This is a genomic window from Halomonas sp. AOP22-C1-8 (genome assembly GCF_052378905.1).
Classification (GTDB): domain Bacteria; phylum Pseudomonadota; class Gammaproteobacteria; order Pseudomonadales; family Halomonadaceae; genus Vreelandella; species Vreelandella citrativorans.
This window is the reverse complement of sequence record NZ_JBQSYD010000045.1, coordinates 1-14,405: the sequence shown is the minus strand read 5'-3', so window position 1 is coordinate 14,405 and position 14,405 is coordinate 1. Positions and strand designations below refer to the sequence as shown.

General features: G+C 52.5%; 15 protein-coding genes. 11 read left to right on the top strand and 4 right to left on the bottom strand.

The annotated features are described in order from the left end of the window. Positions 1-25 precede the first annotated feature (25 nt). Positions 26-592 (bottom strand): YIP1 family protein, encoded by a 567-nt coding sequence (locus ACT3TY_RS17255; protein WP_172116670.1) that lies wholly within the window; start codon positions 590-592, stop codon positions 26-28. 126 nt (positions 593-718) lie between these two features. Here ACT3TY_RS17255 and ACT3TY_RS17250 point away from each other — a divergent pair, with 126 nt between their 5' ends. Next, a complete protein-coding gene (locus tag ACT3TY_RS17250; protein ID WP_441679322.1) occupies positions 719-1,141 on the top strand; it encodes a MarR family transcriptional regulator in 423 nt (140 codons plus the stop codon). A 37-nt stretch (positions 1,142-1,178) separates the two neighbouring features. Here the strand turns inward: ACT3TY_RS17250 and ACT3TY_RS17245 are convergent, their stop codons facing one another. After that, complete coding sequence (locus ACT3TY_RS17245; RefSeq protein WP_441679321.1) at positions 1,179-1,565, bottom strand: SirB2 family protein; 387 nt, start codon at positions 1,563-1,565, stop codon at positions 1,179-1,181. A gap of 269 nt (positions 1,566-1,834) precedes the next feature. Between ACT3TY_RS17245 and ACT3TY_RS17240 the strand changes: the two genes are divergently transcribed. From ACT3TY_RS17240 to ACT3TY_RS17215, 6 genes are all read left to right on the top strand, one after another. Continuing rightward, positions 1,835-5,605: a nitrate reductase subunit alpha gene (locus tag ACT3TY_RS17240; protein WP_441679320.1), complete on the top strand. Its 3,771-nt coding sequence runs from the start codon at positions 1,835-1,837 to the stop codon at positions 5,603-5,605. Then, positions 5,602-7,164 (top strand): nitrate reductase subunit beta, encoded by a 1,563-nt coding sequence (gene narH, locus ACT3TY_RS17235; protein ID WP_193056418.1) that lies wholly within the window; start codon positions 5,602-5,604, stop codon positions 7,162-7,164. Before ACT3TY_RS17240 ends, narH begins: the two co-directional genes overlap by 4 nt. Continuing rightward, positions 7,157-7,939: a nitrate reductase molybdenum cofactor assembly chaperone gene (gene narJ, locus ACT3TY_RS17230; RefSeq protein ID WP_441679319.1), complete on the top strand. Its 783-nt coding sequence runs from the start codon at positions 7,157-7,159 to the stop codon at positions 7,937-7,939. The genes narH and narJ overlap by 8 nt, the downstream gene beginning before the upstream one ends. A gap of 13 nt (positions 7,940-7,952) precedes the next feature. Continuing rightward, complete coding sequence (narI, locus tag ACT3TY_RS17225) at positions 7,953-8,642, top strand: respiratory nitrate reductase subunit gamma (RefSeq protein WP_441679318.1); 690 nt, start codon at positions 7,953-7,955, stop codon at positions 8,640-8,642. A 25-nt stretch (positions 8,643-8,667) separates the two neighbouring features. After that, positions 8,668-9,480 carry a peptidylprolyl isomerase gene (locus ACT3TY_RS17220; protein WP_193056416.1) on the top strand — a complete coding sequence of 271 codons (813 nt, stop codon included), beginning with the start codon at positions 8,668-8,670 and terminating at the stop codon, positions 9,478-9,480. 92 nt (positions 9,481-9,572) lie between these two features. Further along, on the top strand, positions 9,573-9,797 hold the full coding sequence (locus ACT3TY_RS17215; RefSeq protein ID WP_172116663.1) for a hypothetical protein: 225 nt from the start codon (positions 9,573-9,575) through the stop codon (positions 9,795-9,797). A 90-nt stretch (positions 9,798-9,887) separates the two neighbouring features. Here ACT3TY_RS17215 and ACT3TY_RS17210 read toward each other — a convergent pair whose 3' ends face one another. Further along, positions 9,888-10,082, bottom strand: coding sequence for a hypothetical protein (locus ACT3TY_RS17210; RefSeq protein ID WP_172116662.1), 195 nt, complete (start codon positions 10,080-10,082; stop codon positions 9,888-9,890). 810 nt (positions 10,083-10,892) lie between these two features. On the opposite strand from ACT3TY_RS17210, the gene ACT3TY_RS17205 reads away from it, so the two are divergent. From ACT3TY_RS17205 to ACT3TY_RS17195, 3 genes are all read left to right on the top strand, one after another. Beyond that, entirely contained in the window at positions 10,893-12,692 is a 1,800-nt protein-coding gene (locus ACT3TY_RS17205; RefSeq protein WP_193056415.1) for a thiamine pyrophosphate-requiring protein, read from the top strand. A 29-nt stretch (positions 12,693-12,721) separates the two neighbouring features. Continuing rightward, positions 12,722-13,333: a flavodoxin family protein gene (locus ACT3TY_RS17200; protein WP_193056414.1), complete on the top strand. Its 612-nt coding sequence runs from the start codon at positions 12,722-12,724 to the stop codon at positions 13,331-13,333. A 93-nt stretch (positions 13,334-13,426) separates the two neighbouring features. Beyond that, positions 13,427-13,633, top strand: a complete 207-nt coding sequence (locus tag ACT3TY_RS17195) for a hypothetical protein (RefSeq protein WP_193056413.1) — start codon at positions 13,427-13,429, stop codon at positions 13,631-13,633. A gap of 93 nt (positions 13,634-13,726) precedes the next feature. On the opposite strand, the gene ACT3TY_RS17190 is transcribed toward ACT3TY_RS17195, so the two are convergent. After that, on the bottom strand, positions 13,727-14,092 hold the full coding sequence (locus tag ACT3TY_RS17190; protein ID WP_226912001.1) for a hypothetical protein: 366 nt from the start codon (positions 14,090-14,092) through the stop codon (positions 13,727-13,729). A 28-nt stretch (positions 14,093-14,120) separates the two neighbouring features. Between ACT3TY_RS17190 and ACT3TY_RS17185 the strand changes: the two genes are divergently transcribed. Beyond that, positions 14,121-14,405: hemerythrin domain-containing protein (locus ACT3TY_RS17185; protein WP_444629016.1), on the top strand; the 285-nt coding region annotated here is incomplete at its 3' end.

The window sequence follows — 14,405 nt, the reverse complement described above, 5'->3', positions numbered from 1 at the left end:
GAACTACCATGGTGTTCAACGGCGTTTAGTAAGCCCAAACAACCGCGAGCAAAACACCCCATCCAAGAATACCGGCTGACATAATAGTATAAGTGGCTGATATAGTGGCAACATCCAGCTCGTTACGAGTGCAGAGCGCTTGCAAGCCGTGATAAATCAGACTGCATGAAACGCCTAGAGCCGCCAATCCGACGATCACATTGAAAAATAACGAGGGCACCCATAGCGCAAGGGCTGATATCCATAAGGGAAGAGGAGCGAGTGTGGCAAGTAAATAGGCATTTTTATAGCTAATTGAAAGCTGCTCGACACCATTGACGACTGCGTGAATAACCCAGCCCATTATAAAAAAAGTCAGTAGCTCGGCCAAAAAAAGAATTGTCGTAATAAATCGCCACTCCCTTTCAGCAAAACCGGTCATAAAGGTATCGCCATAATGCGTTCCTGCATAATAGAGCATTAAAGGGGGCAATAACGACATGGGAAGAACCACACACCACGCTAACGTCGGAATGGAAGGCGAGTTCGATTTAAGCGCTTGCCAACCAGCGCGATGACTAAAGGGCATTTTGAAAAATGTAAGTACATTCATCTCAACTACCTCTTGGTGTCTTAAAATTAAACGGCTATATATCATATAATGATATTTTATTTTTAGAGGACGTCTTCGGTATTGTCAAGCGGGGGAAAGTCGTCACGAGCACGTTAAGGAGCATCCATGGCAGAAAAAACAGCAGTGCAAAAAGGTGAGCTTGATAAGGAAGATTTCGAGCGTCTATCTCAGTTTCGCTATCAGTTACGCTGTTTTTTACGTCGCAGCGAAGATATCTGCCGCAAGCATGGGCTCACCGCGTTGCAATACCAGCTGTTGCTGCACTTACGCGGTTTTGCTGAGCGTGATTGGGCAACGGTAGGTGAGCTTGCCGAGCGGCTGCAAGCCAAGCATCACGGCACTGTGGCATTGGTCGATCGCTGTGAGCAGCTATCACTCGTTGAGCGCCGTCAAGGACGTGAAGACCGCCGCCAAATAGAGGTGCACTTGTTGGAGGAGGGAATCGAACGCGTCACCCGAATTGCTGAAGCGCATCAGCCAGACCTCTACCAACTTCACGCCGGTATGTTATTCCCGCCTAGTGAGTAATGCGCGCTAATGGCGTCACTTCTTATAGGTAACCTCATCAGCTTAGCCATGAAAGCGGAGTCCGATGCATCGCAACGCCCAGTATATAGATAAATACAAGCACCGCTGCCACGGCGGTACCGGCCCGAATGGCTGGCGTTTTACCGCGTTTAATCGCCATTGTGCCGAGCAGAATATAAACAATCAGCGCGGTGATTTTGGCGCTGAGCCATGGCGGAAGTGGCCAGAAGCTCAGCATGATGGCCAATAGCACGCCGAAGGTCAGGAGCGCCGTATCGATGATATGAGGGAGTATCTTGACCCAGCGCGCTTTAAGAATCGGTCGCTCAGTCACTGACCAATAAGCACGTACTATAAAGAAGACGAGGCTCGCATAGGCGGCCGTCATATGAAGATGCTTAACCGCAAAATAGTGCTCAATCATAAGTTTATCTCTGGATTAAAACAGCTTCTTGTGAACAAAAATACACCTGTTTCGCTGGGGGATTATACGGAGTTTCATCGCTATCTTGTCTGATTTACTGCCATGAATGAAACGTCGTCGCCTGTGGTCTTTAGCCGCGTATCCCTTAAGAGGTAGGGTGGGGTTATATGGAGGTAACCTGGCAGATATTGCCGTTTTAATCGCTCAGAATCGATTTCCAAGACGCCTGTTTAGGCATTGCTTTCTTTTTGGCGCCAGGGAGATCGACCATGAGTCATTTCATTGACCGGCTAAATTTTTTCCGCAAAACGCGCGAGCCTTTTGCCAATGACCACGGCGAAGTTCGCCAGGAAGACCGCCAGTGGGAAGACAGTTACCGCCGCCGATGGCAACACGACAAGGTCGTCCGCTCTACCCACGGAGTTAACTGTACCGGCTCGTGTAGCTGGAAAATTTACGTCAAAAACGGCCTGGTGACATGGGAAACTCAGCAGACCGATTACCCGCGTACACGCCCCGACCTGCCTAATCATGAGCCTCGCGGCTGCCCTCGAGGGGCGAGCTACTCGTGGTACCTTTACAGTGCTAACCGTCTCAAGTATCCCCTTGTCCGTAAACCGCTGTTGGCGCTTTGGCGTGCAGCGTTAAGTGAAAAAGGCGACCCGGTAGAGGCCTGGGCCTCGATTGTTGAAGATCCGGCCAAAACCAAAGAGTACAAACGCGCCCGCGGCATGGGCGGCTTTGTTCGTGGCAACTGGGATGAGCTTAATGAGTTAATCGCGGCTTCCAACGTTTATACCGCCAAACAGTACGGGCCTGACCGCATCATTGGCTTTTCACCTATCCCTGCCATGTCGATGGTCAGTTACGCCGCCGGTAGCCGCTACCTGTCGTTAATCGGCGGCGTATGCATGAGCTTTTACGACTGGTACTGCGATTTGCCACCCGCCTCGCCGATGACGTGGGGCGAACAAACCGATGTTCCCGAATCTGCCGACTGGTACAACTCAGGCTATATCATTGCCTGGGGGTCGAATGTGCCTCAGACCCGCACGCCAGACGCCCACTTCTTCACCGAGGTTCGCTATAAGGGCACCAAAACCGTTTCCATTACCCCCGATTACGCCGAGGTTTCCAAACTCACAGATGAGTGGCTCTCTGCCAAACAGGGCACCGACGCAGCGCTCGCCATGGCCATGGGCCACGTCATTCTCAAAGAGTTTCACCTTGAAAATCCCAGCGCCTACTTTACCGATTACGTGCGCCGGTATACCGATATGCCCTGCCTGGTCGAGCTGGAGCCACGCGATGATGGCTCTCTTGTGCCCGGGCGCCAACTGCGCGCCAGTGATATTGCTGATCACTTGGGGCAGGACAATAATCCTGAGTGGAAAACACTGGTTTGGGATGACGCACGTGATCAGCTGGTAGTCCCGCAGGGCTCTATTGGTTTCCGATGGGGGGAAGAAGAAGCTCACCAGGGTAAATGGAACCTGGAGCCTTTGGATGCCGACGGCGTTGAGATTTCACCTCTCTTGAGCCTTGCCGAGCGCCATGACGACGTCGCGCGCGTGGCTTTTCCCTATTTCGGCGGTATCGAGCATAAGCACTTTGCGCATGTAGAAGGCGAAAGTGGCGACCGCTTGTTCCACAGCCTGCCCGCTAAACGGCTGCAAAAAGCCGATGGCAGCAGCGTGCTGGTGGTGACGGTCTTTGACCTGATGTGTGCCAACTACGGTATTGACCGTGGGTTTGGTCAAGCGGATGAGGACGATGGCGCTACCGACTATGCCCAGATAAAACCTTACACCCCCGCTTGGCAGGAAAAAATTACCGGCGTCTCGGCAGAGCAGTGTACTCGTATCGCGCGGGAATTTGCCGATAATGCCCACAAGACACGTGGGCGCTCCATGATTATCGTGGGTGCCGGTATGAACCACTGGTACCACATGGACATGAACTATCGCGGCTTGATCAATATGCTGATCATGTGCGGGTGTATTGGCCAGAGCGGCGGCGGCTGGGCACACTATGTCGGCCAGGAAAAATTGCGCCCCCAAACGGGCTGGCTGCCCTTGGCATTTGGGCTTGACTGGACACGCCCACCGCGTCATATGAACTCTACGTCATTCTTCTATAACCACTCTTCGCAGTGGCGCTATGAGAAGCTTGAGATCAAAGAGATTCTTTCGCCACTGGCTGACCCTCGCCGTCACACCGGCAGCCTGATCGACTACAACGTACGCGCTGAGCGTATGGGCTGGCTGCCGTCTGCCCCTCAGCTAACCACGAATCCGCTGCATTTGGCAGGCAAGGCCAAAGACGCCGGCATGGCCACCAAGGATTATGTCGTTCAGCAATTAAAAGCCGGTGAGCTTTCCTTTGCTGCCGAAGACCCGGATAACCCCCAGAACTTCCCGCGTAACATGTTTATCTGGCGTTCTAACCTGCTGGGTAGCTCCGGTAAAGGGCATGAATACATGCTCAAGTACCTGCTGGGGACTCGGCATGGCATTCAGGGTAAAGACCTGGGCGATTTTGGCGGGCAGAAGCCAGAAGAGGTCAAATGGCACGACGAGGCGCCTGAAGGCAAGCTTGACCTATTAGTCACGCTTGATTTTCGTATGTCGACGACCTGCCTCTATTCGGACATCGTGCTACCCACGGCGACCTGGTATGAAAAGAACGACCTTAATACCTCCGACATGCACCCGTTTATCCATCCGCTAACGGCTGCCACCGATCCTGCCTGGGAGTCGCGCAGCGATTGGGACATTTATAAAGGCATCGCCAAGGCGTTCTCGAAAGCGTGTGTGGGCCACTTGGGCGAAGAGACGGATTTAGTCACGCTCCCCATGCAGCACGACTCCCCGGGCGAGCTTGCGCAGATAGATGTAAAGGATTGGAAAAAGGGCGAGTGCGCGCCCATCCCCGGCAAAACCATGCCTGCATTGATAGAAGTACAGCGCGATTACCCCGCCACGTACGAGCGTTTTACCTCACTTGGCCCGGCGCTTGAAAAGCTCGGTAATGGTGGCAAAGGCATCAGTTGGAACACGGATAGCGAAATAGAACTGATCGGCAAACTGAATCACGTTAAGCATGAAGGCCCGGCAAAAGGGCGCCCGAACATCGAAAGCGCTATTGACGCGGCAGAAACCGTACTGACGCTGGCGCCAGAAACCAATGGCCAGGTAGCACTCAAGGCGTGGGAGGCACTCTCCAAAATTACCGGGCGCGACCACTCGCATCTGGCACGACCTAAAGAGGATGAAAAAATCCGCTTTAGCGATATCGTGGCGCAACCGCGCAAGATTATTTCCAGCCCCACTTGGTCGGGCCTGGAGGATGAACACGTCTCCTATACCGCCGGGTATACCAACGTTCATGAGCTGATTCCATGGCGCACGGTCAGTGGACGTCAGCAGTTTTATCAGGATCATGCCTGGATGCGTGATTTCGGCGAAAGCCTGTTGGTGTATCGCCCACCGATCAACACCCGCGCCGCGGAAAATTTCAAGCTGCCCGAGGATAACGGTTTCAAAAGCAAGGCGCTGAATTTCCTGACACCGCACCAAAAGTGGGGGATTCACTCCACCTACTCCGACAACCTGCTGATGTTGACGCTGAATCGCGGTGGCCCCGTGGTGTGGCTTTCCGAAGGTGATGCTGCCGATATCGATATTCAAGACAACGACTGGATAGAGGTTTATAACGCCAACGGGTCGATTGCTGCCCGCGCCGTGGTCAGTCAGCGCGTTAAGGATGGCATGGTGATGATGTACCACGCCCAAGAGCGTCAGGTGAACGTCCCCGGTTCGGAAATTACCGGCACGCGTGGTGGTATTCATAACTCTGTGACGCGTGTTTGCCCTAAACCCACTCATATGATCGGCGGCTACGCCCAGCTCGCTTACAGCTTCAACTACTACGGAACCGTAGGCTCGAACCGCGATGAGTTCGTGCTGGTACGCAAGATGAAGCATATCGAATGGCTGGATGGTGAAGGCCAGGATGACGTTCAGGAGGCGGTGAAATGAAAATTCGCTCTCAGGTAGGCATGGTCCTTAACCTTGATAAGTGCATTGGTTGTCACACCTGCTCGGTAACGTGCAAAAACGTCTGGACTAGCCGCGAAGGTGTCGAGTATGCCTGGTTCAACAACGTTGAAACCAAGCCGGGTATCGGCTATCCCAAAGAGTGGGAAAACCAGGCCAAGTGGAAGGGCGGCTGGATGCGCAGCCGTGATGGCAAGATAGAGCCACGCATTGGCGGTAAATGGCGTGTATTGGCCAATATCTTCGCCAACCCCGACTTGCCCGCTATTGATGACTACTACGAACCTTACACCTTTGATTACCAGCACCTGCACACTGCCAAGCCCGGACAGCACCAGCCGGTAGCCCGCCCGCGTTCACTGATCTCTGGCGAGCGTATGAAGAAAATTGAATGGGGCCCTAACTGGGAGGAAATTCTAGGCACCGAGTTTGCCAAGCGCCGCAAGGACATCAACTTCGAGCAGGTGCAGGCAGATATCTACGGCCAGTTCGAAAACACCTTCATGATGTATCTGCCACGCCTGTGTGAGCACTGCCTTAACCCTACCTGCGTGGCAAGCTGCCCCAGTGGCGCCATTTACAAACGTGAAGAAGACGGCATCGTACTGATTGACCAGGATAAATGCCGCGGCTGGCGGATGTGTATTTCCGGTTGCCCCTACAAGAAGATCTACTACAACTGGAAAAGCGGCAAATCCGAGAAGTGCATTTTCTGTTACCCGCGTATTGAGTCGGGCCAGCCAACCATCTGCTCAGAAACCTGCGTGGGGCGTATTCGCTATTTAGGTGTTCTGCTTTATGACGCCGACCGCATTGAGGAAGTCGCAAGCTCCGCCGACGAGCAGGACTTGTACCACCGCCAGCGCGACATCTTCCTGGACCCTCATGATCCCGAGGTCATTGCCCAAGCCAAGAAAGATGGTATTCCCGACAACGTCATTCAGGCCGCTCAGGCATCGCCCGTCTACAAGCTGGCCATTGATTGGGAGCTGGCGCTTCCGCTGCACCCAGAATACCGCACGCTGCCCATGGTCTGGTACGTACCGCCGCTGTCGCCCATTCAGTCTGCGGCCGAAGCGGGTAAGGTCGAGTTCGATGGCGTGATGCCAAAAATTGAGTCGCTGCGTATCCCGGTGAAGTACTTGGCCAATATGCTGACCGCCGGGGAAGAAGCCCCCGTTGTGCTCGCGCTTAAGCGTTTGATGGCGATGCGCCTTTATATGCGCGGTAAGCATGTTGAAGGAGAAGCGGATATCAGCGTGCTGGAAGATGTGGGTCTAAGCGTTGCTCAGGTGGAGGACATGTACCGGTATCTGGCAATCGCCAACTATGAAGATCGGTTCGTGATTCCAACCAGCCACCGCGAGATGGCGCGCGACGCCTTCCCGGAACGGGGTGGGTGCGGATTCACCTTTGGTGACGGGTGCAACGGCGAGAGCACAGCGAACCTGTTCAACGGTCGGCCTGTTGAAAGCACGATGGTGAAACCGGTCAATGTTTTTGATCCGCAGGCGCAATCCGAGGAGGCGCGTCATGAGTAATCTGGCAGAACCGCTCTTGACCCCAGAGCAACAGACCATGCGCAGCCTGCGCGTATTGTCGCGGTTGCTTGACTACCCAACAGCTGAATTGCAGCAGGCCGTAGGGGAGCTTGTCGAGATCGTGGCCGCGGAGAATCGCTGGCCCGCTTCGTTACGCCAACGTTTGATGAGTTGGTGTCAGCAAATTGCCGATAGCGAGCTTTTAAGCCTTCAAGCCGAGTATGTCGCGCTTTTCGAACAGGGCCGGGCTACATCGATGCTGCTGTTTGAACACGTACACGGAGAATCACGAGAGCGTGGCCAGGCTATGGTGGATCTCATGGATGAGTACCGAAAGGCGGGTTTTGAGCTAGACGCCCGGGAGCTGCCTGACTATTTACCGCTGTTCTTGGAGTATCTCTCCACGCGAAGCGATGTGGAAATGGCCCGCTGGATTGGCAATATTCGCCATATTCTGGCGCTACTTGCCGCTCGCCTGGAAGAGCGTGATAGCGACTATGCCTTGGTGACCCATGCGCTGCTGGCGCTCATTGGCGCCGAAGCGGACATAAACGCGCATCGCTCCGTTGTGAAGGCGGAAAAGCCTGACAATACCCCCGAAGCGCTGGATGCCGTATGGGAAGAGGAAGCCGTACGTTTTTCTGCGGCATCCGACGAGGACTGTGCGTTGCAATCTGCCGAAGGGCGTCGCTTGGCTGAACGCAAGCAGGGCGTTCAACACGATGCCGTTCGTATTCTCTCTCCCGGAGCCCAGCCTCCGGGAATGGGTCGTTAACAGGAGAATCTCAATGTCCGCTATTACGACTTACCTCGAGCATTTTATCTACGGCTACTATCCCTATCTCGCCGGTACCGTATTTCTGTTTGGGAGCCTGGTGCGTTTTGACTACGGGCAGTACACTTGGAAGACCGGCTCCAGCCAGATGCTGTCGACCAAAAACATGCGCCTGGCCAGCAATCTCTTCCATATCGGCATCATTACCATCTTTTTTGGCCACTTGGTTGGTCTGCTTACCCCACACTGGATGTATGAGCACTTTCTTCTCCCTAGCACCAAGCAACTGCTTGCCGTGGTGATTGGTGGTATTGCCGGCGTGTTGTGTGTGATCGGCGGGGCGATGCTGCTTTATCGGCGGATGTTCAATCCACGTGTGCGCGCCTCATCGAGTAAAATGGATACGCTGATTCTGGCTATTTTGCTTATTCAGGCATGCCTTGGACTGACGACCATTTTCTTCACGCTGGGCCATATGGATGGCGAAATGATGCTGACATTGGCAAGCTGGGCACAGGCCATTGTGTTCTTTAACGGCGGCGCAGCGAACTATCTGCAAGATGTTTCCTGGATATTCAAGCTGCATATCTTTTTGGGGCTAACCATTATCCTGTTGTTCCCTTTCACTCGGCTAGTGCATGTATGGAGCGCGCCTTTCGGTTATCTGACCCGGCGCTATCAATTAGTGCGTAAACGCGGCTAAGCGCTAATTTATCAGGAGAGTTGTTATGCAAATGATTGATATCGAAGCGCTGCCAAGTGAAGCCACGCTACCATTGATACAGGTGGGCAGCCGCGCTATTGAAGAAAGCGACATTGCCCATGAAATGCAGTATCACCCGTCAGACAGTGCGGGGAGTGCCCAGCTTAAGGCTGCGCGGGCGTTGGTTGTCCGTGAGCTGCTGTGTCAGCAGGCCCAAGCGCAAGGGTTATTGGCTGATAATGAAACAGCCGATGACAAGGTGATTGCACAGCTTCTAGAGCAGGCGCTGAACGTGCCGGAACCCAGCACCGAGGATTGCCAACGCTTTTATGCGCACCACCCCGAGCGTTTTAGTGAGCCCACACGCTTAAAGGTGCGTCATATTTTGCTGGCTGCGGCGCCTGAAGATGCTGTGGCTCGGGATGCACACTATCAGCAAGGCGTAACACTGCTGGAAACATTGAAGGACGATCCTGCGCGCTTTACGGAGTTTGCCCAGCGCCACTCAGCGTGTCCTTCCAACACCCAAGGTGGGGAACTCGGCTGGTTGGCCCAAGGGCAAACGGTTGCTGAACTTGACCGAGTGCTACACCACTTACCCAACGGCCTTCATGAGCGGCCCATTGCCTCCCGCTATGGTTGGCACTTGGTGGTGGTTGATGCCCGCGAGGAAGGGCAGTTGCTGCCTTACGAAGCCGTTACCGAACGTGTTCGCCATCACCTGGAGGAACAGGCAACGCGGCGCGCATTGCGCCACTACCTGTTGTCATTAGAGGCGGAGATAGGCGTCCAGGGAGTCGCGCTTGACGACGACGCGGGCGGTAGTCTGATGCAATAGGACCGCTCTACGTGGTTATCGGCTTGCCCGGACTTTATGGAACCATTTCTTTCTTCTAAGGTTGAAGTGATATAGGAAAAAGGAGAACGGCCATGGAACATGTCGATAAGTGTCAGAAATGTGGTAAGGAATATATCGCCGACGCAAACGATACGGAAAATGCCCTCCCAACGTGTGGCACTTGTGGTGCAGAAATATACAGCGGGGGGGCGAACTCAGAGTTTAGCGTGACAGGTGATAATGATGATGAGCATCCGATTGAAAGGGGATTGCGAAAAGTCACCGATGAAATTACCGGAGATAAAAAGAAAGTTTGATTGAACCGCTTGTGGCTGAAAACTCTCATAGACTCCGCCACCCTTGGCCTAGACGTCGTTACGGCTAGCCAAGGGTCGCAGAACTAAATATCACGCTACATCGTTATGTTGCTCTGCTAATGCCCTGCGTAGCTTGGCGTTTTCAGTAGCCAATATCTTGTTTTCGGCGATAAGCCCATATTTTTCAGATTCAAGGCTGTCGACACGGTTAATAAGCTGGTTGATAACCAAACGCCGGTAAATAGCTGAAAACGCAATTTTGGTACCCTGATGAACAGCGATCATCACTTTCTCCTCCATGAGTTATGTATCAACCCGAATACGGGTGATGAAAGACTATAGGCCTTTTTTCATCTAATGTTACATACTATTTTTAAATCAAAAGAACGTTTCTTATTGTTAATTTGTATTAGAGTGCATGGCGTCCTCAATAAGTATGATAAATAAGATTATAGTTATAACTACTTATGGCTAAGTTTCTACTACTTAACCCGAAGTGGATTAGCAGGTGGCCTCATTGTTTGGCTAGTTGGCTAACTAACAGAGTTACTGCAGGTTAATAAATAAGTGCGTTTTTACTATCAATTATACTATGTTACTTACAGGCCATTTTTAGTGTGGCAATCTCAACCCACTGGACAAGGATGTTCAGCAAGGAGTAGTGAGTCAGGAAGACTCCCTAAGGATGGGCAGGCAGGAAGCTTGCGGAGTGTACAAGGATGCAACGTTAAAGCCCGGCCTCTGGTCGGGCTTCTTGCTTTAAGCGTAAAAGTAAATAACGTATATCTAGATTATATCGTCGGTTACGCTGGGTTCGCCTTGCCCAAGTGTAAAATAGTTGGCATCGAAATCACTAAATTCTTCTCAGGTGCGAGGCATACATTTCGTTATGGTGGGTAATCCATGAGAATTAAAAAAATGAACATGACCGTTTAGCAACCAAACTAGCCTACTCTACAGGTTGTTGTTTAATAATAATTAACAAGAAGCCCTGCCAAGTTGACCTTTGCTGATACCCGTATCTATACCTATAGGCCTAGTGAACATTTATATGAAAGTGACGAGCTAAGGCGTAGCTTTGCCATGGAGGCTTAAATGAGTAAGCAGCTGGTAGGTGATTTTCTGGTTCAACGTTTGGGTGAGTGGGGTGTTAAACGTATTTTCGGGTATTCGGGGGATGGCAGCAACGGCATCATGGGGGCATTACAACGAGCGGGTGACCAGTTCGAGTTCGTGCAAGCCCGTCATGAGGAGATGGCGGCATTCATGGCGTGTGCTCATGCCAAGTTTACGGGGGAAGTGGGTGTGTGTACCGCGACTTCCGGGCCTGGTGCCATTCATCTGCTTAATGGCTTGTACGATGCCAAAAAAGATCATCAGCCAGTCGTCGCCATTGTTGGCCAGCAAGCACGTGCGGCCTTGGGCGGTGAATATCAGCAAGAAGTCGACCTGGTGTCGCTTTTCAAAGACGTCGCCCATGAATTCGTGCATATGGCGACCAGCCCAGCTCAGATACGCCACCTTATTGACCGCGCTATCCGTATAGCCCTCGCCGAGCGGACCGTGACGGTTATCATCGTTCCCAATGACCTTCAGTCCCAGCCTGCGGTTGAAACACCTGCGCATGCTCACGGTACTGTGCATTCGGGCGTGGGCTACTCAAGCCCCATTACCGTGCCTCATGACAATGATTTGCGCCAAGCCGCCCAAGTGTTAAATGAAGGAAAGAGAGTGGCGATGCTAGTGGGTGCTGGGGCTCTGAATGCGACCGATGAGATTATTCAGGTGGCTGACAGGCTAGGCGCTGGTGTCGCTAAGGCGCTACTGGGGCGTGCAGTGCTTCCTGACGACTTGCCTTTCGTTACCGGATCTATCGGGTTACTGGGTACTAACCCAAGCTGGGAGTTAATGGCCAACTGCGACACGCTATTGATGATTGGCTCAAGCTTCCCCTATTCGGAATTCTTACCGGAGGAGGGGCAGGCCCGGGGTGTACAAATCGATATTGATGGGCGCCAGGTGAGTATGCGTTACCCAATGGAGGTGAACCTTGTGGGTGATAGCGCGACTACCTTACAAGCGCTGTTGCCCTATTTAGAGCAGAAAACAGATCGTGGTTGGCGTCAAGATATTGAGAAAAGTGTTGCCCAATGGTGGGAAGTGCTTGAAGAGCGTGCCATGGCGGAGGCTGACCCGGTTAATCCGCAGCGTGTTTTTTGGGAGCTGTCGCCGCGCCTGCCTGATAACTGCATTCTGACCAGCGATTCCGGTTCCGCTGCTAACTGGTACGCACGTGATCTCAAATTACGCCGTGGCATGATGGCATCGGTTTCTGGTGGACTTGCCACGATGGGAAATGGCGTTCCCTATGCGATAGCCGCCAAGTTCGCTTATCCCGAACGGGTGGCCATTGCATTGGTTGGAGACGGGGCCATGCAGATGAACGGTAATTCGGAGTTAATTACCATTGCCAAGTATTGGCAGCAGTGGGCGGACCCACGCTTGATCGTTATGGTGCTTAATAACCAGGACCTTAATCAAGTCACGTGGGAAATGCGGGTAATAGAAGGCGACCCGAAGTATGAAGCCTCGCAGGATCTCCCTGACTTTCCCTATGCCGAATATGCCGAGCTTATTGGGCTCAAGGGCATTAAGGTCAGCGATCCTGAGATGCTTGCCACTGCCTGGGAGCAGGCCTTAAGTGCTGACCGCCCTGTTGTGCTGGAAGTTATAACTGACCCTGATGTTCCGCCGATCCCGCCGCATATAAAGCCCGAGCAGGCGAAAGCCTATATGTCAGCGCTTTTGCATGGCGGTCCGGACGCGCTGGGTACGGTTAAAGCCTCGTTTCGGCAGTTCGCCCGGCAGATAACCCCCAAGCTTCGCAAGCACTGACACCCCAAGCCGCGTAAAAGGAGAGACCCATGTCGTTAAAAGCCTTGGCTATCAACTGTACGCTTAAAGCGTCACCCGCAGCGTCTTCTTGTGATCGACTTATATCCGAAACCTTGGCAGCGCTTGAGCGCCATGGCGTCACTGGCGAGAAAATCCGTGCTGTGGATTTTAATATTAAGCCCGGTGTGACATCGGATGAAGGTGAGGGTGATGATTGGCCGCAAATACGAAAGCAGATTCTGGATGCCGATATCTTCATCCTGGGTAGCCCTATCTGGTTAGGCCATCACTCCAGTATCTGTCAACGTGTATTAGAGCGACTGGATGCGTTTCTTGGCGAAACCGATGAGCAGGGACGAATGGTCTCGTATGGTCGGGTCGCTGGTGTCGTGGTGGTAGGTAATGAAGATGGCGCTCATCATATTGTTGCCGAGCTGTTTCAGGGGCTAAACGACGTTGGTTTTACCCTTCCTGCCAACGCATGCACCTATTGGGTAGGTGAAGCCATGCAGGGAGTCGACCTCAAGGATTTTGAGAAGACACCAGAAGCGACTCAGAGCGCTACGGCAGGCCTGGCGCTTAATTGTGTTCACTTGGCCACGTTATTAAAGCAGAACCCGTATCCACCACAAGAGAGCTAGGCGCTGAATGTGCTATAGGTGCACATACGCAGTTAATTCACTTTCGGCTAAGCTGTAAAGGTATGTCGCACACAACACAAGGAGTAAGTTTAAATGGCATTTCCGAAACGATGTGCCCAATGTGGCAGCGAAGACTACCGTTTCCCTGAAAACACAGACGAAGATGACAATATCTACTGCAGTGCCTGCAATGCCGTCGTGGGAAATAAAAAAGAGCTGGCGAAAGAGGAGTTGGATAATGAAGGCGAGGGCGACCACCAGGTTGAGACGCTGCTTAGATCGTTAACGGGTAAAAAATAGCGGCCTCCTTCTGCTTGCTACATTATTATCGTCCACCAGCCTGTCAGCTGTCAGGCTGGTGGATGTTCAGCCGTCGTACTGTTATCGATACTACTAAGTCGTTGCATATTTTTTGTTAAGTTCATTAACGGCTTCATCTGCTTCAGGCTTGGTCGCACAACGTTTGCGCACCAAATCGCCATCTCTTTCTTCCTCCTCACGCAAGTCTACGACCCACCACTCAGGCTGGGCATCAATTTCAGCGCCTTCCTGAACCGCTCGATACACCATAAACGTCGTCATCATCCGCTCCCTGGTTTGAAATCCTTTTATAACGTAGCTGATGGCGTGCGGCTTGAATATGACGTCAGCCACCTGCCAATCAGTTTTAAAAACCTTCTTAACATGTATTAGGTCACGGGCTGTGAGCTTGGAAATACCGATCAGGCGAGCTAGCTTGAAATGGAGCTGGCGGCTCATGGATTCTGAATAAGAGGGAGAGAAGGGTATGGATAACCACACGCAAGGCCAGACAGGAAACGGGTTGGACGTCATCAATATTTTAACGACTGACCACCAGGAAATGCTGGAGCTACTCGCCCAAGTAGAAAGCAGTAACGACCCCGAGCAGCGTCGAGACTTGATAGACGCCGCTATTGCCGAAGTGATGCGCCATGCCGTTGCTGAGGAAATGTATGTTTACCCTGCTATGGAGAAATATATTCCTAATGGGCGTGATGAAGTTGAGCACGATAAGAGAGAGCATGATGAATTGGTCAAGGTGATGAAGAAG